The organism is Streptomyces broussonetiae (assembly GCF_009796285.1).
In the GTDB taxonomy this organism is placed as follows: Bacteria; Actinomycetota; Actinomycetes; order Streptomycetales; family Streptomycetaceae; genus Streptomyces; species Streptomyces broussonetiae.
Map to the genome: position 1 here is coordinate 3,035,483 of NZ_CP047020.1, position 18,085 is coordinate 3,053,567.

18 protein-coding genes and 1 pseudogene are annotated in these 18,085 nt (G+C 72.5%); 15 read left to right on the top strand and 4 right to left on the bottom strand.

The features are described 5' to 3' along the window. Nucleotides 1-19: 19 nt before the first annotated feature. A complete protein-coding gene (locus GQF42_RS14040) occupies nucleotides 20-334 on the bottom strand; it encodes a hypothetical protein (protein ID WP_158919972.1) in 315 nt (104 codons plus the stop codon). 213 nt (nucleotides 335-547) lie between these two features. After that, the gene (locus tag GQF42_RS14045) at nucleotides 548-2,077 is read right to left on the bottom strand and encodes a class I adenylate-forming enzyme family protein (RefSeq protein ID WP_158919973.1); all 1,530 of its coding nucleotides are present in this window, start codon (nucleotides 2,075-2,077) and stop codon (nucleotides 548-550) included. Between the two features lie 103 nt (nucleotides 2,078-2,180). Between GQF42_RS14045 and GQF42_RS14050 the strand changes: the two genes are divergently transcribed. The 10 genes and pseudogenes from GQF42_RS14050 (at nucleotide 2,181) to GQF42_RS14095 (ending at nucleotide 11,657) form a co-directional block, all read left to right on the top strand. Further along, nucleotides 2,181-2,549: an ArsC/Spx/MgsR family protein gene (locus GQF42_RS14050; RefSeq protein WP_158919974.1), complete on the top strand. Its 369-nt coding sequence runs from the start codon at nucleotides 2,181-2,183 to the stop codon at nucleotides 2,547-2,549. A 119-nt stretch (nucleotides 2,550-2,668) separates the two neighbouring features. Further along, nucleotides 2,669-3,379 carry an RlpA-like double-psi beta-barrel domain-containing protein gene (locus tag GQF42_RS14055; protein ID WP_158919975.1) on the top strand — a complete coding sequence of 237 codons (711 nt, stop codon included), beginning with the start codon at nucleotides 2,669-2,671 and terminating at the stop codon, nucleotides 3,377-3,379. A 359-nt stretch (nucleotides 3,380-3,738) separates the two neighbouring features. Further along, on the top strand, nucleotides 3,739-4,014 hold the full coding sequence (locus tag GQF42_RS47255) for a hypothetical protein (protein ID WP_325100328.1): 276 nt from the start codon (nucleotides 3,739-3,741) through the stop codon (nucleotides 4,012-4,014). A 120-nt stretch (nucleotides 4,015-4,134) separates the two neighbouring features. Next, nucleotides 4,135-4,260: pseudogene (locus GQF42_RS14065) on the top strand (MarR family transcriptional regulator); the annotation flags it as partial. 226 nt (nucleotides 4,261-4,486) lie between these two features. Then, nucleotides 4,487-5,518 carry a glutamine synthetase gene (gene glnII / locus GQF42_RS14070; protein WP_158919976.1) on the top strand — a complete coding sequence of 344 codons (1,032 nt, stop codon included), beginning with the start codon at nucleotides 4,487-4,489 and terminating at the stop codon, nucleotides 5,516-5,518. 779 nt (nucleotides 5,519-6,297) lie between these two features. Continuing rightward, entirely contained in the window at nucleotides 6,298-6,894 is a 597-nt protein-coding gene (locus tag GQF42_RS14075) for a winged helix-turn-helix domain-containing protein (protein WP_158919977.1), read from the top strand. A 76-nt stretch (nucleotides 6,895-6,970) separates the two neighbouring features. Then, complete coding sequence (locus GQF42_RS14080; RefSeq protein ID WP_199272676.1) at nucleotides 6,971-8,017, top strand: SDR family oxidoreductase; 1,047 nt, start codon at nucleotides 6,971-6,973, stop codon at nucleotides 8,015-8,017. Nucleotides 8,018-8,048: 31 nt separating this feature from the next. Further along, a complete protein-coding gene (locus GQF42_RS14085) occupies nucleotides 8,049-9,323 on the top strand; it encodes a sensor histidine kinase (RefSeq protein ID WP_158919978.1) in 1,275 nt (424 codons plus the stop codon). Beyond that, nucleotides 9,308-9,961 (top strand): LuxR C-terminal-related transcriptional regulator, encoded by a 654-nt coding sequence (locus tag GQF42_RS14090; RefSeq protein ID WP_158919979.1) that lies wholly within the window; start codon nucleotides 9,308-9,310, stop codon nucleotides 9,959-9,961. The genes GQF42_RS14085 and GQF42_RS14090 overlap by 16 nt, the downstream gene beginning before the upstream one ends. A gap of 151 nt (nucleotides 9,962-10,112) precedes the next feature. Continuing rightward, nucleotides 10,113-11,657, top strand: coding sequence for a DUF1996 domain-containing protein (locus GQF42_RS14095; RefSeq protein WP_158919980.1), 1,545 nt, complete (start codon nucleotides 10,113-10,115; stop codon nucleotides 11,655-11,657). 128 nt (nucleotides 11,658-11,785) lie between these two features. On the opposite strand, the gene GQF42_RS14100 is transcribed toward GQF42_RS14095, so the two are convergent. Next, nucleotides 11,786-12,187: a hypothetical protein gene (locus GQF42_RS14100; protein WP_199272677.1), complete on the bottom strand. Its 402-nt coding sequence runs from the start codon at nucleotides 12,185-12,187 to the stop codon at nucleotides 11,786-11,788. A 97-nt stretch (nucleotides 12,188-12,284) separates the two neighbouring features. Here GQF42_RS14100 and GQF42_RS14105 point away from each other — a divergent pair, with 97 nt between their 5' ends. From GQF42_RS14105 to GQF42_RS14125, 5 genes are all read left to right on the top strand, one after another. Next, nucleotides 12,285-12,812 (top strand): tetratricopeptide repeat protein, encoded by a 528-nt coding sequence (locus GQF42_RS14105; RefSeq protein WP_158930120.1) that lies wholly within the window; start codon nucleotides 12,285-12,287, stop codon nucleotides 12,810-12,812. Between the two features lie 108 nt (nucleotides 12,813-12,920). Next, nucleotides 12,921-14,840 carry a hypothetical protein gene (locus tag GQF42_RS14110; RefSeq protein ID WP_158919981.1) on the top strand — a complete coding sequence of 640 codons (1,920 nt, stop codon included), beginning with the start codon at nucleotides 12,921-12,923 and terminating at the stop codon, nucleotides 14,838-14,840. Nucleotides 14,841-14,938: 98 nt separating this feature from the next. Next, nucleotides 14,939-15,853, top strand: coding sequence for a metal-dependent hydrolase (locus GQF42_RS14115; RefSeq protein WP_199272678.1), 915 nt, complete (start codon nucleotides 14,939-14,941; stop codon nucleotides 15,851-15,853). Then, nucleotides 15,853-16,911 (top strand): PDR/VanB family oxidoreductase, encoded by a 1,059-nt coding sequence (locus GQF42_RS14120; protein ID WP_158919982.1) that lies wholly within the window; start codon nucleotides 15,853-15,855, stop codon nucleotides 16,909-16,911. The genes GQF42_RS14115 and GQF42_RS14120 overlap by 1 nt, the downstream gene beginning before the upstream one ends. Nucleotides 16,912-16,947: 36 nt before the next feature. Beyond that, nucleotides 16,948-17,637 carry a TetR/AcrR family transcriptional regulator gene (locus GQF42_RS14125; protein ID WP_158919983.1) on the top strand — a complete coding sequence of 230 codons (690 nt, stop codon included), beginning with the start codon at nucleotides 16,948-16,950 and terminating at the stop codon, nucleotides 17,635-17,637. A gap of 52 nt (nucleotides 17,638-17,689) precedes the next feature. On the opposite strand, the gene GQF42_RS14130 is transcribed toward GQF42_RS14125, so the two are convergent. Further along, nucleotides 17,690-18,052 (bottom strand): 5-carboxymethyl-2-hydroxymuconate Delta-isomerase, encoded by a 363-nt coding sequence (locus GQF42_RS14130; RefSeq protein ID WP_158919984.1) that lies wholly within the window; start codon nucleotides 18,050-18,052, stop codon nucleotides 17,690-17,692. Nucleotides 18,053-18,085 lie beyond the last annotated feature (33 nt).

Below are 18,085 nucleotides of genomic sequence, written 5' to 3' on the forward strand. Positions count from 1 at the left end.
ACCCGGTGCCTGGCCGTACTCAGCGGCTGTAGCGCATGAACGCCCGGACCATGTGGCAGGTGGTGGCGGACGGCGGGCGCATGCCGATGTCCTGCGCCGTGCTGCGGATCGTTGCGTCGGGGGCCTGGGACGGGAAATAGACGCCGGAGTCGAGCAGGGCTATGGCGAGGCGCATGGCCTTCAGCCGGCGGTTGTGCGTGACGTACCACTCGCGCGGCCGCCCGGCCGGCAGCGGGCACTTCGTCACGGGCTGGACGGGCGAGTCGAACAGAACGGGGTGCTGGGCGGTGGACTGGGTCCGGGACGGCTTCGGCTTCAGGGCGGCAGCGGGCACAGGCATCCTCCTGTCGCGGTCGGGCACCGGCCGGACGGCCCGTCGATGCCCTCGAACACTGCCTCCAGTTTACTGCCCGGCACTGACATCGAGACAGTCCGCGGGATCAGCCGAACATCCAGGTGAGATGGTGAATTGATGTTCCGTCACCATCGATCCGCGTGGTGCCTGTGAGGCGGTGTCATATTCGAACAAGGGGCATCGGCGGGGCGGTCAGTCCGGTCCGGTGCCGGCCGCCACGGCCCTGGCCCGCAACGCGCGTTTGTCCACTTTGCCGTTGCCGGTGAGCGGCAGGCGTTCCGTCCACCAGACCGTGGTCGGCCGGTGCGCCGGGGCGAGCTGCCGTGCCGCGATCGCGCACGCCTCGGCGGCGACGGACCGGCTTGCCCCGCGGCCGGGCGCCGGCACGAGGAAGGCACAGACCTCCTCGCCCGTCAGGGCACTGGGCCTACCGACCACGGCGGCCTGACCGACCGCAGGGTGCCGGGCGAGGGCGGCCTCGACGGGCAGGCTGTAGATGTTGTCCCCGTCGACCACCACCATGTCCTTGATCCGGTCGTCGAGGTAGAGATAGCCCTCGGCGTCGAGATGCCCGAGGTCGCCGGTGCGCAGCCACCCGTCGCGCAGCGCCTGCGCGGTGAGGTCGGGGCGCATCCAGTAGCCCGACATCCGGGCGGCCGACCGCACCCACACCTCGCCCACCCGGCCGGCGGGCAGCGGCCCCCCGGCATCCGAGACCTCCCGCACCTCGATCTCCACACCGGCCACCGGGCGCCCCACCGAGCCGAGCAGCCAGGGCCGGCCGGCGACGGCCGCCGTGTGATCGGCAGGGGTCAGCCGGGTGATGACCGCGGCCTCGGTCGCGCCGTAGCCCTGCTGCCAGCGGCAGCCCCAGGCGGTGACCGCCTGCCGCAGCCGCCGCGGCAGGACCGGCGCGGCGCCGTAGCTGATCTCTTCGAGGCCGGGAATTCCGTCGGCGGTCCGCGGATCCTCGAGCAACCGGTAGATCATGGGCGGCATCAGGTAGGTCGACGCCGGTCCAAGCCTCCGGCAGGCCTCCGCCAACCGCCCCGCGTCGAAGGCGGACAGCACCTCCACCCGGCCGCCGGCCCGCCACTGTTCGAGGCAGCGGCCGCCGGACCGCGCCGCCAGGGAGGTCACCGAGACGAAGGTCCCCGGGCCGTGGCGGCCTTCGGCGCTGCACGCACCCTGTCCGCCGGGGCGTGCCGCCAGCGCCCGGAAGGTGGTGGCGACGCCTTTGGGACGGCCGGTGGTGCCTCCCGTGTACGCCACGCGGGCCACGTCGTCCTCGCGGGCCGCGACCGGCACCGCGACCGCCTGACGGCGCGCGGCCCGCCGGAGCACCTCGGCCGCGGTCAGCCGCGGCACCCCCGTGTCCGGCACCGGTACGTCGTGCACGACCAGGCCGGGACGGCAGTCCCGGAGCACGTGTTGCGCACCGTGCACGGACGCGTCCAGCACCACCAGGGTCAACCGCGCGCCGAGGACGTGGGCGGCGGTCCGCAGGAGCAGTGCCTGGGCCTGGTTCTCGCCGAGCACACACGCCAGACCGCAGCCGCGGCACACCCCCGCGTCGGCCAGCACGCCGGCGATCCGGTAGACCTCGGCGAGCAGTGCGCCATGGTCGAGCACACGACCGCCGAGGCCCGCACCGCCCAGGGCCGGGCGGTCGGCATGGCCCTCCAGCGCCTCGATGAGCCGGGTCACGTATGTCGCCGCCACAGTCCCATGGAAGGCCGGGCGCGACCGTGTCGCAACACCACCCACCCGGGGCGGAACCCGGTCCCGGCACCCGCGCCAGACCGTTCTCGCCTACCGTGTCCGCATGGAAATCTGGATCAATCCGGCCTGCTCCAAGTGCCGCAGCGCCATCAGCCTGCTCGACGCCGAAGGGACCGAGTACACCGTCCGCCGCTATCTGGAGGACGTGCCGAGCGCGGACGAGATCAGGGCCGTCCTCGAGCGGCTGAACCTCGAGCCGTGGGACGTCACCCGCGCCCAGGAGGCCGATGCCAAGGAGCTGGGACTCAGGGACTGGGCGCGGGACGCGAGCACACGCGAGCGGTGGATCACCGCGCTCGCCGAGCACCCGAGGCTCATCCAACGCCCGATCATCACCGCCGAGGACGGCACGGCCCTGGTGGCCCGCACCGAGGAGGCCGTACGGGAGGCCCTTTCCCGCACCAAGGGCTGAGCCGGGCCCAACTCCCGTGTGGTGCAGGTCACTTCGATGACTGCGGCGACGGCTGAGTCAGCGCGTTCGGTATCTCGTACATAGCGGCGTACGCTCCCCTACCTCTTCAGGAGGCGCGCATGTCGCGCAGGAGAACTCTCGGCACGAAGAAGAAGATCGCGCTGCTCGCCAGTGCGGCGGCGGTGGCGGGTGGCGGGGCCTTCGCTCTGGCCACCACCTCCAACGCCGCCCAGCCCGCGCAGCACGCGAAGACCCTGTCCGCCGGGGACTCGACCGTCTGCCAGGGCCTCGCCACCGCGCTCGGCAACAACGAGCGGTTCATCGCCGGACAGCAGGCCAACCCGGACGCCCAGTCGGCGGCCCGGATCGCCAACCGGCAGGCGGTGATCGCGCAGATCAAGGTCCAGCAGAAGGCGGCAGGCTGCACCGTTGGGGAGTCGGCTCAGGGCTCCCAGTCGGCGCAGGGCGGCCAGTCCCAGGGGCAGAGCGCACAGCCCTCGCAGTCCGCCGCCGCAAGCGGCGGCACCGGCGCGGGCAGCGGCGCCAGTGCGGGCAGCAGCACCGGTGCCGCGTCCGCCTCCGGCCAACAGGTCTGCAACGGCTCCACGGTGACCCTCTCCGGGGAAGCCGGCGCCCCGGCCGCCTCCAGCAACCAGTTCCCGGCGGGGACGACCCTGAAGGTCACCAACCTGGACAACAACAAGTCCACGACGGTGAAGGTCACCTCGGTCTCCGGCAGCTGCGTCCTGCTCAACAACGCGGCCTTCGAACAGGTCAGGGAGCCGGGCAAGTTCCTCATCCGCCACGCCCGGATCGAGAAGGTGGGGTGAGGCTCAGGAGAACCAGTCACCGGACAGGAACGCGGTGATACGGCCCGCCAGGTCGCCCGGAGCCGACTGCGCCAGCGCCTGATGGGAGACGCCCGGCAGCACCCCCTGTCCACGCCCGGACAGGTGCCCCCGCCCGAGCGAAGTCGAGAGCGGGGGAGGGTCCTGCTGTTCGCGGCCACGAGCAGCAGGACCCGCGTCTGCAGCACCCGCAGCGCGTCCGGTGCCGGACGCCGCGGGGTGAGGGCCGCAGCAGCATCGGCAGGGCGTGCAACAGGTACGCCGCCTTGAACCCGGCGAAACACCCGGTCGGGTCCAGGAGGAACAGGCGGCGCACCCGGCCGGGCGCCCCACAGGGTGTGGTGCAGGGCGATCCAGCCGCCGTACGAGTGCCCGCCCAGGTCGGCCTCATCGGCGCCCGGGCCGTCCGTCAGCGCGTCCGGCCGGGCGGACAGGTCCCGACCGCACGGGGGTGGCGGTCGGCGGCCGGGACGCTCGGGCGGGGCGCGCCGATCAGGTCGACGGCGTACACCCGGCGGACCCGGGCGAGGGCGACGGCCAGGCCGTACCAGGAGACGGAGGTCGCCGACCCGCTGCCCGGGAGCAGCAGCAGCGGGGGCGCGGACCGCAGGCGTTGACGCGGGTGTCCCCGAAAGGGGTGCGGACGGTCAGCGCCTCGCGCTCGGCGGGCCGCCGCGCGAGCACCCTGTCGTACACCTTCCGGAAACGCTCACTGTCGTACGCGCCGCGTCCGCCGTATCCGCACCACCGTCGGACTCGGCCTGCACAGCGCCCGGTTCGCGCAGCACCACGGCATGCACCCGACGGACGTACGCGCCCTGATCGCCCTCGTGGACGCCGGGCGGGCCGGTACGGAGACGACCCGCTTCCTGGACAGCGTCCGGGAAGCCGCGGTGACCGAGAACGCCCCGGCACCGCGTGAGTCGCGCCACAGAAACACCAGGTAACACGGGGTTCACATTCGAGCAATGGCCGGGAAACCGCCTGTTGACAAGCTGCCGGGCAGTTCCACGCGGCGCCCCAGTGCCGCAGCGCCGCAGCACCCGCGCCGACGAGTGCGCCCGACCCACCCCTAAGGACGTGGCCCCCGTGACCTTCAAGGCTGAGTACATCTGGATCGACGGCACCGCGCCGACGGCCAAGCTCCGTTCCAAGACGAAGGTCATCACGGGTGTCCCGGCCGGTCTCGACACGCTGCCGATCTGGGGCTTCGACGGTTCCTCCACCAACCAGGCCGAGGGCCACTCATCGGACTGTGTGCTCAAGCCGGTCTTCAGCTGCCCGGACCCGATCCGCGGCGGCGACGACATCCTGGTGCTGTGCGAGGTCCTCGACACGGACATGACCCCGCACCCGTCCAACACGCGGGCCGCGCTGGCCGAGGTCGCCGAACGCTTCGCCGCGCAGGAGCCGATCTTCGGCATCGAGCAGGAGTACACCTTCTTCGACGGCTCCCGTCCGCTCGGCTTCCCCGAGAACGGCTTCCCGGCCCCGCAGGGCGGTTACTACTGCGGTGTCGGCGCCGACGAGATCTTCGGCCGTGACGTCGTCGAGGCCCACCTGGAGAACTGCCTGAAGGCCGGTCTCGGCATCTCCGGCATCAACGCCGAGGTCATGCCGGGCCAGTGGGAGTTCCAGGTCGGCCCGCTCGCCCCGCTGGAGGTCTCCGACCAGATGTGGGTGGCCCGTTGGCTGCTGTACCGCACCGCCGAGGACTTCGGCATCTCCGCGACCCTGGACCCCAAGCCGGTCAAGGGCGACTGGAACGGCGCGGGCGCGCACACCAACTTCTCCACCAAGGCCATGCGCGAGGGTTACGACGCGATCATCACCGCGTGCGAGTCGCTGGGCGAGGGCTCCAAGCCGCTGGACCACGTCAAGAACTACGGCGCCGGCATCGACGAGCGCCTGACGGGCCTGCACGAGACCGCCCCGTGGGACAAGTACTCCTACGGCGTCTCCGACCGCGGTGCCTCGGTGCGTATCCCGTGGCAGGTCGAGAAGGACGGCAAGGGCTACATCGAGGACCGCCGCCCGAACGCCAACGTCGACCCCTACGTGGTGACCCGCCTGCTGGTGGACACCTGCTGCTCCGCGCTGGAGAAGGCCGGCCAGGTCTGATCCTCCGTCGCTTCCCGGAAGGGGCGCCCGCCGTCTTGGCGGGCGCCCCTTCGGCGTCTCCGCCCGACCGTGCCACCGCTGCCCGGGCAGGAGTACGGCGGTGACGCGAGGCGCCGTACGCGGCGCGCTCGGGCCGGCCGCCGGTGCCGAGGCGCCGCGCGCGGCGGCGCTGCCCGGGAGCGGTGACCGACGCGCCGGTGCAGCGCCGGGCGACCGGCGACACGGGCCCGCACCTGCCCCGTCCCGGCGCCGAACCCGGCAGCACGACCACCGTTCGGCCGACTCGTGCGGCCCTACCCGGGCCCGCCACCGCACCGTTGCCGGGACCGATCGCGCCCGCCCGTTGCCGGCGTCCGGCCGACGGCCGCTGTCCGAATACCGAGACGACGTGCCGGGCCCCACGGAGTGATGGAAAGCCGCTGATCAGGGCCGGAAACCCGGACGCGGAGGGCATGCGCCGTCAACTTCGTGTCAAGCAGGCGTCCAAGCAGTGAGAGAAGGGTCCTGTCCGGCGCCGCCGTCTGCTTCAATGGGCGCATGGCCAGCATCCAGAAGCACACCGCGACGGGTCGCCATGACCTCGAGCCCTTCTGGCCTTCCCGTCAGCACCACGACTTCGACCGGGTGTGTTGTCGCGCGACCGATGCGCGGGCCCTGTAAGCCGAAACCCCCGGCCTCCGGCCAGCGCGAAACGACGTACGTCCCTCCGGCGCGCCCGACCACGAATCGCGGCCGTCGCATCGTCCGACGAATCTCTCGCGCGAAAGAGCTGACCTCTCATGGCGACCACTCGTTCCCTCTCCTCCGCCTCTCCCCTCGCCGCACCCGCCCGGCACCGGCTGCGCGCCGTCGACCGGGACGAGGTGATCGACGTCGCGGACTTCCTGCCGCCCGGCGCCACCTGGCTGCCCGCGCCGCAGCACACCCTGCCCACCCTGCCCGGCCGGCCGCCGATGGTCGGCTATCTGGTGCTGGTCCCGGCCGACCAGCGGCCGCCGTTCCTGCCGGTCGCGGCGCCGGACCGGGCCGAGACGGCCGGGGCCGGGCCCGAGGCGGCCGGGGTTGAGCCCGAGGCGGCCGGCGACCCGCTGCTGCGAATCGACCCCGTGCAGCGCACCGCGAGCGTCGACGGCCGTGAACTCGACCTGACCTACCTGGAGTTCGAGCTGCTCACCCACCTGGTGGCCCATCCGCACCGGGTGCACACCCGCGACCAGCTGGTCACCACGGTGTGGGGCTACGGCCACGTCGGCGACGGCCGCACGGTGGACGTGCACATCGCCCGGCTGCGCCGCAAGCTGGGCGCGCAGTACCGCCAGACGATCCAGACGGTACGCCGGGTCGGCTACAAGTACACCCCGCCGACCGGCCGCTGAGCCCCGCGCCGTACGGCGCTCTGCCCTCGGCAGAGCGCCGTGGCGCCCTGTGCCCCGGCCCGGAATGATCGACGGCATGAGACTTCTTCTGCTGGGCGGCACGGAGTTCGTGGGCCGGGCCGTCGCGGAGGCCGCGCTCGCCCGCGGCTGGGAGGTGACCGTCTTCCACCGCGGGCGGCACGAACCCCCGCCCGGGGCACGGCCGTTGCTCGGTGACCGCACCGCCCCGGACGGCCTCGCCGCCCTCGACGAGGACAGGGGCGACTGGGACACCGTGGTGGACACCTGGTCCTTCGGGCCCCGTGCCGTACGGGGGTCGGCACGGCTGCTGCGGGACCGTGCCGGACGGTACGTCTACGTCTCCAGCCGGTCGGTGTACGCCTGGCCCCCGCCCGCCGGGGTCGCGGAGGACGCCCCGCTGGTCGAGGGCGCCGCCGCCGACGCCGAACCGTCCGACTACGGCCGCGACAAGCGGGGTGGCGAACTGGCCGCCCTCGAGTCCTTCGGCAGCGAGGGCTCGCTGCTGGCCCGGGCGGGCACCATCCTCGGCCCGTACGAGAACGTCGGCCGGCTGCCCTGGTGGCTGACCCGGATCGCCCGCGGCGGCCCGGTGCCGGCCCCGGGACCGGCCGGTCTGCCGCTGCAGTACATCGACGTACGCGACCTCGCCGACTGGCTGCTCGGCGCCGTGGAACAGGGCCTGAGCGGGCCGTACAACCTGGTGAGCCCGCCCGGGCACACCACCATGGGCGAGCTGCTGCGCCACTGCGTCGACGTCACCGGCGCGGACGCCGAGCTGCGCTGGATCGACCCGGAGACGGTCCTCGCCGCCGGCATCGAGCCCTGGACACAGCTGCCGGTGTGGGTGCCGCCGGACGACCCGCTGTACGGCGCCCTGCACGGTGCTGACGTGTCCCGGGCGGTGGCCACCGGCCTGGTGTGCCGGCCGGCCGGCGAGACCGTGGCGGACACCTGGCGGTGGCTGACGCAGATCGGGGGCACGGCACCGCAGCGCAGCGACCGGGAGCCCCCGGGGATCGATCCCGGGACGGAGGCGAAGCTCCTGGCGGGGGCCGGGGGTGTACCTGGCACCACCCCCGAGGAGGGGGCCTCGCACGACTGACGCACCGACGCCGGTCGGTGAGACTTGTGGCATGACCACCGACATCGAGCGCGGCACCTTCCGGACCCGTGCGCGCAAGGTCCTGCTGGCCGCCGTACAGGGCCTGACGCTGGCCGTGGCCGTGCTGCCCTGCGGTGTGGCGTTCCTCTGCCTGACCCTGGTCTCCGTCGCGCTCATCCCGCTCGGCATCGGGCTGTTCACGACTCCCGCGATCCTGACCGGGGTACGGGCCCTCGCGGACGTCCGCAGGAGGCTCGCGGCGCAGTGGTGCGGGGTGCGGATCCCGGCGGTGTACCGGCCGCTGCCCGCGAGCGGCAACCCCTGGACGCGCACGGTCGCGCTGCTGCGGGACCCACAGGTCCGGCGTGACGTGCTGTGGCTGCCGGTGGACTTCACGGCGGGCTTCGTCACCGCGCTGCTGCCGGCCCTGCTGCTGTGCTACCCGCTCGAGGGGTTCCTGCTGGCGGCCGGGCTGTGGCGGCCGTACGCGTCGGGCACCGGCGACACCTACTGGTACGCCTTCGTGCCGGTCTCCGACCGGACGAGCGCCTTCGGCGCGGCCGGGCTCGCCGCCGTGCTCCTCGTCGTCGCCTACCGTCTCGTCCCGGGGATGCTGACGGCGCACTTCCGGCTGACCCGGGCCGTGCTCGGCGGTGATGCCGAACTCGCCGAACGGGTAAGGGTGCTGACCGAGACCCGGCGGGACGCCGTGGACACCTCCGCCGCCGAGCTGCGCCGCATCGAACGGGACCTGCACGACGGCGCGCAGGCCCGGCTGGTGGCCATGGGCATGGACCTCGGCACCATCGCGTCGCTGGTGGAGCGGGACCCGGCGCAGGCCAAGGAGCTGCTCGCCCAGGCCCGCAGGAACTCCGCCGAGGCCCTGGAGGAGCTGCGCGACCTGGTGCGCGGCATCCACCCGCCGGTCCTCGCCGAACGCGGACTCGGCGATGCGCTACGGGCGTTGGCGCTGCGGCTGGCGCTGCCCACGGAGGTGACCGTGGAGCTGCCGGGCCGTGCGGAGGCCCCGGTCGAGTCGGCGGCCTACTTCGCGGTCAGCGAGGTGCTCACCAACGCCGTCAAGCACGCGGGCGCCGACCGGATCTGGGTCGACGCGCACCACACCGACGGCCGGCTGCGGATCACGGTCACGGACAACGGCAAGGGCGGCGCGGCGGTCGGCGCCGGGTCGGGCCTGACCGGGGTCGAGCGCCGGCTCGGTACATTCGACGGCGTCCTGGCCGTCAGCAGCCCCGCCGGCGGCCCCACCATGGTGACCATGGAGATTCCGTGCGTGTTGTCCTAGCCGAAGACCTCTTCCTGCTGCGTGACGGGCTGGTCCGGATGCTTCAGGCCTTCGGCTTCGAGATCGCGGCCGCCGTCGAGTCGGGGCCCGAACTCACCCGCGCACTGGCCGAGTTGAAGCCTGACGTCGCCGTGGTCGACGTGCGGCTGCCGCCCACGCACACCGACGAGGGACTGCAGTGCGCGCTCGCGGCCCGGCGGGAGCGGCCCGGGCTGCCGGTGCTGGTCCTGTCCCAGCACGTGGAGCAGTTGTACGCGCGCGAGCTGCTCGCCGACGGCACCGGCGGGATCGGCTACCTGCTGAAGGACCGGGTGTTCGACGCCGAGCAGTTCGTCGACGCCGTACGGCGGGTCGCCGCGGGCGGTACGGCGATGGACCCACAGGTGATCCAGCAGCTGCTGTCCCGACGGGCCGCCGACGACCGGCCGCTCGCCCGGCTCACCCCGCGCGAGCGGGAGGTGCTGGAACTGATGGCGCAGGGCCGGTCCAACGCGGGCATCGCGGCCCAGCTCGTGGTGACAGAACGGGCCATCGCCAAACACACCTCCAACATCTTCGCCAAACTGGGACTCGAGGTGTCGGACGACGACAACCGGCGCGTACTGGCGGTGCTCGCCTATCTCGACCAGGACCGGTGACCGCACGCTGACCTGCCAACTCCCCTGTTTCTACGAGTAATTTGTGAGACCGGTGAACACCTCTGGGGCGGCGTCCGTACACAAGGACGCCGCTTCACTCCTGTCGGGCGCCCCGATGCTGCCCCGCTCGCAAGGAAGTCAGAGGAGTTCCATGGGACGCAACACACGAAAACGCCGTACGCCGCTGGCCACCAAGGCCATAGCCGCATCGGCGGCCCTAGCGCTCGGTGGGGGCGGGCTGCTGTGGGCGAACTACTACGCCTCGGCACACGAGTCCAACAACCAGGCATGGGGAGGCAACACCACCAAGGCCGCGACGGCACAGGTCGCGACGATCTCCTGCCCCGACGTCGGCCAGAAACTGACGAACGTACCGGCCGCGGCCCGCCGGGGCGTGGCGATGGAGCTGGCGAACCTCGACAAGCAGATCACCGAGGCCTACACCCGGCTCGGCTCCACCCGCAACGCGCAGGCCAAGGATCCGAGCTTCGTGCAGAACGCGATCGTCGGCCCGCTCAAGGACAAGCGGGCGGCGACGATCAACCGGATCCGGATCGACATCCAGCGCACCGGCGGCTGGTTCAACAGCTCCCTGTCCCAGCTCGCCGCCTGTACGACGCAGTCCGCCGACCAGACCACCGCCGGGGGGCAGCAGCAGGGCGGCGGCCAGCAGCAGAACAACGGTGGCCAGCAGCAGGGTGGTCAGCAGCAGGGCAACAACGGCGGCCAGCAGCAGGGCGGTCAGCAGCAGGGCAACAACGGCGGCCAGGGCGGCGACGGTCCTGCCGCGGCGGACTTCGTGGACATCACCAAGGTCGCCCCGAACGTCCAGGGCAAGCCGAGCAGGCTGCAGAACGCCTCGACGGGCACGTTCACCACGCGCTGCGGTGTGAACGCGAACCAGAACCACAACAGCGACAACGTGATCGTCGCCCCCGGAGTGACCAACGGCGCCCACCACGTGCACGACTACGTGGGCAACCAGAAGGTCAACGCGTTCTCCAGCAACCAGACGTTCCTGCAGGGCGGCACCAGCTGCCAGAACCGCAACGACCTGTCGGCGTACTACTGGCCGGTCATCCGCGAGCAGGACGGCACGCAGGAGAAGGACGCGAACGCCGACGGCGGTGGCAAGGACCTCAACGTCGGCAAGATCCTGGTCGCCCAGCAGGCGCAGATCAAGTACGTCGGCTCCCCGGCGAGCAAGGTCGTCGCGATGCCGCAGTTCCTGCGGATCATCACCGGCGACGCCAAGGCCTTCGTCAACGGCCCGGCCAACGCCAACGCGCACTGGAGCTGCACCGGCTTCGAGAACAAGGTCCAGCTGACGGACAAGTACCCGATCTGCCCGCAGGGCAGCAACGTGGTGCGCTCGTTCGCCTTCCAGAGCTGCTGGGACGGCCAGAACATCGACAGTGCCAACCACCGCACGCACGTGGCCTTCGCCGACCCGGCGAGCGGGGTCTGCCCGAACGGCTTCAAGGCGATCCCACAGCTGACGATGCGCCTGGTGTACAACGTGCCGCAGCCCGTCCTGCAGGCGGACGGCACGGTGAAGAACGCCTACGCGGTGGACGGCTTCCCGGAGGAGCTGCACAAGCCGATCACCGACCACGACGACTTCATCAGCGTCACGACCGGCGGCCTGGCCAACAGGATCGCCAACTGCATCAACAGCGGGCGCAACTGCGCCTGATCACTGGGCACGCGCCACAGAGCCAGGCCGGTGACGGACCCCCCTCCCGTCACCGGCCTTCGCCGTGTCCGCGCCCGTGTCGGCACGGCCGCCGAGGCGGGCGTGCCGACACGGGCGGCTCGGCCGGCTCAGCCGCCGTGCCCGGAGTGGGCGGAGTGGTCCGTGCCGATCTCCACGTCCCCGCCGAGCGTGCCGCGCAGCGCCTTGACGGTGCCGTTGCCGCCGACGGCGACCCACTTGCGGCCGACGAGGTAGTAACCGCCGTAGTCCTTCGCGTCGTTGATCCACTCGCGCTGGCCGCGGTCGGTGGAGAAGGTGGCGAGGATGAACTTCCCGTCGGTGTTCGTGCAGATGGCCTGGCGGATCGTGTCGGCGTCGGTCTGCATGTTCGGCGTGCACTTCACCTCGGCGGCCAGGCTCTCCAGGCTGCCGGTCGCGGTGGGCGGGACCGCCTTGGTCCCCTCGCCCGCCCCGCAGCCCGCCAGCGCCAGTACGGCGGTGGCGCCCAGCAGCAGTCGTGTCACCCTCATCTGTTCCTCCGGTCCTTGCGGCCCAAGCATGCCTCGGCTCCTTCGGATACGGACCTCGGCCGCCGTACACTCAATTCCGGTGACCGCACGGGCACGGATGTGCGAAAGTCCTCCGGTGAACGAGAACTGGGAAGACCGCGTGGCCGCCGCCTGGGCCACCTTCGACGACTATCCGGAGGAGCGCGCGCACGAGTTCCGCGCGCTGATCGACGCGCTGGTCGCCGAACTGCCGGACGGCAGCCCGCTGGGCCCCTTCGAGCAGGCCTGCGCCTGGGACTCGACCGGGCACTCGGACAAGGCGGTGCCGCTGTACCGGGAGGCGCTGGCGCGCGGCCTGTCGGAGGCGAGCCGGTACAAGGGCCGGCGGGCCAAGATCCAGCTCTCCAGCTCGCTCAGGAACACCGGCGAGCCGGAGGAGGGCGTCAAGCTGCTCACGCCCGAGCTGGACGCGGCCTCCGACGAGTTGGACGACGCGGTACGTGCCTGTCTCGCGCTGTGCCTGTCCAGCACCGGCCGGGACCGCGAGGGCCTCTCCCTCGTCCTCGGCGCACTGGCCCCCCATCTGCCGCGCTACCAGCGGTCGATGGCGAACTACGCCCGCCTCCTGGTCGATCCGGAGGAGTGAGCCTGGGGGGCATGCCTGGGGGCGGGCGCGCGCCGGGGCGGTACCGCCGGGGAAGGCGAATCACCCATCCGGCGGTGACCAACCGCCGGTTGGCTCGTTCTTCATGACGTGCAGTCACAGGATGTAGCCCAGCGTCACGCAGTCGCCCTCGCCGGGGACCCCGGTCCGGTCGACGTCGAGCAGGCCGAGGCCGCGCTCGTCGAGCACTATCCACGGCTGGTCCGGATCGCCTATCTGGTGCTGCCGCCGAGCCTCGGCCGGGGCCGCCGGGTGCTGACCGCACACGCCCTGGTCCAGCGCGCCCTGCCGCGGGGCCGCAAGCAGCCGTCTGCGCTCCCCTCCCAGGCCTCGGGCCGGGAGGCCGACCCCGGATACGCGTACCTGCGCGAGCGCGTCCTGTGCACGGCCCTGGAGGCGGCCCGCCCCCGCAAGGGCCTGCCCCGGCTCTCCCAGCTGCCGCCGCTGCTCCCCCAGGTCTGGGGCCTGAGGCTGTTCCCGCGCTCGGGCGGCGCCGACGAACTCGCCCTGGACCAGCGGCTCGCCGCCCTGTCCGGCCCGGCCCGCGCCGCCTACGTCCTGCGCGGCCTGGAGAAGCTCTCCGATGCCGACATCCGGGGGCTCCTCGACTCCGCCGGGGTCGGCGACCCGGGCGGAGCGCTGGCCTCGGCGAACAGCGTGCCCACCCAGCCCGCGCTGCTCACCTCGCCCGAGTTCGACCCCTGCTCGCTGCAGGCCCGGCCCACCGATCTGATGCGCCGCCGCCAGCACACGAAGGCCGCCCTCGCCGCGGCGGGCGCGCTCGCGGTGTGCGGGGCGCTGGTGCTGATGCCGGGCGGCGGCTGGGGCCCGGACGGCGCCGCCGCGCCCGCCTACGCCGGGAACCCGGCCGCCCAGGCCGCCCTCGACCCGGCCCAGCTCGTCCGGGTCTCCCCCACCGCCTGGAAGACCTCCGCGCGCGCCGACTTCTCCGTGTGGCCCGCGCGCGGCCCGCTCACCGGCGACCAGGACCTGCTGCGCCGCGCCCTCGCCGTCTGGGCCCGCCCCGGCGACACGGTCCGCGTCTCGGCGACCCCCGGCACCCAGACCGGCGGCCCGGCCGGCCCGCCCCAGCTGCTGTACGCGGGCCAGGTGGACAACGCCCGGGTGGTGATCCTCTACGACGGTCTGCGCATCGCCCGCTACGCCGAACCGGCGAACGGCACCGCGGGCGCGGCCCTCGACTTCGCCCGCGTCGACGGCGCGACCGGCGCCGAGGCGAGCGCGCTGCTACTGGGCCGCTCCGACGGCAACGTGCAGTACCTGACCGCGCCCTGGGTGAGGAAGGCGGCGGCCCGGAACCTGCTGAAGCCGGCCGCGGCCACGACCGCCCTGACCCTCGCCGGGGGTGTCACGGCGCCGCTGCCCAGCCCCGCGCTCCAGACCGGCAGCTGCACCTCGTGGACAGTGCTGCAGCTGACCGACGCCTCCGGCACCCAACTGGACACCGACCTGGGTGAGTTGGTCCCTGCGCACCTCACCGCGGGCAAGCCCGGCTCGCCCGGCGAGGCGTCCGGTGCCGCCGGGCTGCACGCCTGGGCGCCGTTCGCCTGCTCACTGGCGGCCGAACGCTCGGCGGGCATCCGGAGTGTCAACGCCTGGGCCTACGCCGAGCAGCCGCTGCCCGACGGCAGCGGGGCCGGGGCGTGGGTGTGCACCCGGGCCGAGACCTGGCGCGGTGACGGCACGGCCGCACTGGCCCAGTTCCGCACACCCGGCAGCCCGGTCGGCGCGGTGGTCGCCAAGGGCACGGACGTACGGGCCTGCGGACCGCGCGATCCTCATGTGCTGGCCGGGGTGCTGTGGAAGTCGGCGGCCGGGCACTGGTACCTGCTGGCCGCCGGCAGTGCGGACACCGCAACCATCCAGGCGGGCGGCGGCATCACCGCGGCCGGTCAGGGCCCGCTGCTCATGGCTCGGGCCAGGCAGGGGGCTCGGGCCACCCTCAAGGGCACACTGGGCGACGGGCAGCCGATCAGCGGACTGCACTAGAGGCAGCGGAACCCGGCCCCGGAGCGTTGTTGACACCGGCGTAAACAAGATGCGGCACAGGGGTTCTCAGCGGGCCTACCCATCAGTACATTGACGCCATGTCTAACACGCAGCCCCGGCCGCTGGAGTCCGAGCACGTCGCGCTCAAGGCCCGCAAGGTCTCCTTCTCATGGGAGGAGACCCCGCTGCACTGGGTGCCCGGCGACCCCTTCACCACGCACACGATCAATGTGCTGCACCTGCTGCTGCCCGCCGGTGAGCGGTGGTTCGTGCACGTCTACAAGCAGGCGCTGCCGCTGATCCGGGACGACAGGCTGCGCGAGGACGTCATCGGGTTCATCGGACAGGAGGCCATGCACTCGCAGGCCCATGACGAGGTGCTGCCGCACCTGCGCGAGCAGGGCCTCGACCCGACCCCGTACACCGCGCAGGTCGACTGGTTCTTCGAGAAGCTGCTCGGCGACCGCACGCTGCCGCCGGGCCGGGCCCGGCGCTGGTGGCTGCTGGAGCGGGTGGCGCTCATCGCGGCCATCGAGCACTACACGGCGTTCCTCGGCGACTGGGTGCTGAACGCCGCCGAGCTGGACCGGCGCGGCGCCGACCCGACCATGCTGGACCTGCTGCGCTGGCACGGCGCCGAGGAGGTCGAGCACCGCTCGGTCGCCTTCGACCTGTTCACGCACGTCGACGGCAGCTACCGGCGCCGGGCGCGGACCTGGGCGACGGCCTTCGCGGCGATCGTGTTCCTGTGGCAGCGCGGGTCCCGTTTCTTCATGGCGAACGACCCGACGCTCGTGAACGGCAAGGCCTCCCTCAAGGAGTTCCATCTGAGCGGCCGAAGGGGCACGCTGCCCACCACCGGCGCCATGCTCAAATCCATACCGCGGTATCTGAGCCGCGCCTACCACCCCTCCCACGAGTTCTCCACCGCCCAGGCCGTGGCCTATCTGGCCGGCTCCCCCGCCGCGCTCGCGGCGCAGAAGGCGGAGCAGTCGGCGAAGGGGGTGGCCTGATGCCCAAGCTGCGTACCGTCGCGTTCGTCGCGGGCGCCGCGCTGCTGACCCGGGGTGCCCTGCGCCGCCGGATCCAGCTCTCACCGCTGTGGCCGCTGCCCGCGCTGGAGGAGCCCACCTCGGGCCGGCCGCGCTCGCGGGCGCTGCGGCTGCTGGTGACCTCGCGCCGGACGGTGGCCGACGGCGTCGTCCAACTCCGGCTCGAGGGCCGGGACCTGCCGCGCTGGGAGCCCGGCGCGCATCTCGACCTCGTCCTGCCATCGGGGCTCGTGAGGCAGTACTCGCTGTGCGGCGACCCCGAGGACACCTCCTCGTACACCGTCGCGACCCGGCTGGTCGAGAGCGGGCGGGGCGGCTCGCGCGAGGTGCACGAGCAGGTGACGGAGGGCATGGAACTGGAGGTGCGGGGGCCGCGGAACCGCTTTCCGCTGGTCAAGGCGGAGTCGTACGTCTTCGTCGCCGGCGGGATCGGGATCACCCCGCTGCTGCCGATGCTGCGGGCACTCCCGCAGGACGCCGAGTGGCGGCTGCTGTACGCGGGGCGCGACAGGGCCTCGATGCCGTTCCTGGAGGAAATCGAGAAGCTGGGCAGCACGGCGGTTCCCCCGGGCGGGCCGGGCCGAGCCGGAGGAAGGGTGACCGTGGTGGAGGGACAGCCCGACCTCGACACGCTGGAGGTGAGCGACGGGGCCGCCGTCTACTGCTGCGGCCCCGAGGGCCTCATGGCGGCCGTCGAGGCCCGCTTTCCCCACGTCCGTCTCGAACGATTCGCGCCACGTACGTCGTCCGACGGCAACACCGAGTTCGAGGTCGAACTGCGGCGCAGTGGGCGCACGTTGACCGTCCCGGCCGACTCCACCGTACTGGCCGCCGTGCGCGACGAGCTGCCGGACACCGCCTACTCCTGCGAGCAGGGATTCTGCGGGACCTGCCAACAGCGGGTGCTGGAGGGAGAGATCGACCACCGGGACGAGTTGCTGACGGACACGGAGCGTGCCGGCTCGATGCTGATCTGCGTATCACGGTCCCGGAGCGATCGTTTGGTGCTCGACATGTGAACACGTGCGGCCGGAACCGATCGGTAAGGTGTTCGCATGAGTACCGGGGTTCGCCGCAGGATGGGCGTCGATGAGCGGCGGCAGCAGCTGATCGGCGTCGCACTCGACCTGTTCAGCCGACGCTCGCCCGACGAGGTCTCCATCGACGAGATAGCGACGGCCGCGGGCATCTCGCGGCCGCTCGTGTACCACTACTTCCCCGGCAAACTCAGCCTGTACGAGGCCGCGTTGAAGCGGGCATCGCAGGACCTCGCGAGCCGTTTCGCCGAGCCGCACGAAGGGCCGCTCGGCGCCCGGCTGCTGCGGGTGATGCGCCGCTACTTCGACTTCGTGGACGAACACGGACCCGGCTTCTCGGCATTGATGCGCGGCGGCCCGGCGGTCGGCTCGTCGGCGACGAACGCTCTCATCGACTCGGTGCGCCAGGCCGCCTACGACCAGATGCTGTCCCATCTCGGCGTCGCCGCGGCGCCCGCGCGCCTGGAACTGGTGGTCCGCTCCTGGATCTCCCTCGCCGAGTCGACCGCCCTGCTCTGGCTGGACGGCCGGCGCATCCCCCGCGCCGAGCTGGAACTCCAGCTCGTGCACGACTTCGCCGCACTGGCCGCCGTCAGCGCCGCGCACGACGAGGACATGGCGGCCCTGCTCAAGACCATGGTCAAGGGCGAGCAGGCCGACGGCCCCTTCGCGGAGCTGGTCGGCCGGCTGATCTCCCTGGGGTCCTAGGCCCTGTCATCGAACTCCTGCCCTCCGGGCGGACGGCAGGAGTTCGACGGACCTAGCGGTCGAACTTCCGGTACGACGCATCCAGGTCCTGGACCTCGGCGGAGGCGTGCAGGGTGACGCCCGCGTCCGCCACGTGCTTCCGCAGCAGCTCCAGGGTCGCCTCCGTGAGCTTCGCCTTGGTCTCGTCACTGCGTCCGGCAAGGAGCCCGATCGTCACGTGCACGATGGCGTGCCCGCCCGCGCCGGGGTCCTCGTACCCGAACACCGTGTACGCGCTCGGCCGGAACTGCGTCTTGCAGGCCTCCGGCTTCGCCGCCGCGATCGCCACGGTCGCCTCGTGCAGCTCCCTGGCGAAGCCCGCGCGGTCGAAGGCGTCCGCCACGAGGTGCGAGTAGTCGATGGTGATCTGCGGCATGAGCGCTCCTGTTCTGCGACTGTTCTACGACGG

What these genes read in the sequence shown, in the direction of transcription:
- GQF42_RS14050 (WP_158919974.1), top strand. Translation starts at nt 2,181, where the DNA reads ATGGAAATCTGGATCAATCCGGCCTGCTCCAAGTGCCGCAGCGCCATC.
- GQF42_RS14055 (WP_158919975.1), top strand. Translation starts at nt 2,669, where the DNA reads ATGTCGCGCAGGAGAACTCTCGGCACGAAGAAGAAGATCGCGCTGCTC.
- GQF42_RS14075 (WP_158919977.1), top strand. Translation starts at nt 6,298, where the DNA reads ATGGCGACCACTCGTTCCCTCTCCTCCGCCTCTCCCCTCGCCGCACCC.
- GQF42_RS14080 (WP_199272676.1), top strand. Translation starts at nt 6,971, where the DNA reads ATGAGACTTCTTCTGCTGGGCGGCACGGAGTTCGTGGGCCGGGCCGTC.
- GQF42_RS14085 (WP_158919978.1), top strand. Translation starts at nt 8,049, where the DNA reads ATGACCACCGACATCGAGCGCGGCACCTTCCGGACCCGTGCGCGCAAG.
- GQF42_RS14095 (WP_158919980.1), top strand. Translation starts at nt 10,113, where the DNA reads ATGGGACGCAACACACGAAAACGCCGTACGCCGCTGGCCACCAAGGCC.
- GQF42_RS14100 (WP_199272677.1), bottom strand. Translation starts at nt 12,187, where the DNA reads ATGAGGGTGACACGACTGCTGCTGGGCGCCACCGCCGTACTGGCGCTG.
- GQF42_RS14105 (WP_158930120.1), top strand. Translation starts at nt 12,285, where the DNA reads ATGTGCGAAAGTCCTCCGGTGAACGAGAACTGGGAAGACCGCGTGGCC.
- GQF42_RS14115 (WP_199272678.1), top strand. Translation starts at nt 14,939, where the DNA reads ATGTCTAACACGCAGCCCCGGCCGCTGGAGTCCGAGCACGTCGCGCTC.
- GQF42_RS14120 (WP_158919982.1), top strand. Translation starts at nt 15,853, where the DNA reads ATGCCCAAGCTGCGTACCGTCGCGTTCGTCGCGGGCGCCGCGCTGCTG.
- GQF42_RS14125 (WP_158919983.1), top strand. Translation starts at nt 16,948, where the DNA reads ATGAGTACCGGGGTTCGCCGCAGGATGGGCGTCGATGAGCGGCGGCAG.
- GQF42_RS14130 (WP_158919984.1), bottom strand. Translation starts at nt 18,052, where the DNA reads ATGCCGCAGATCACCATCGACTACTCGCACCTCGTGGCGGACGCCTTC.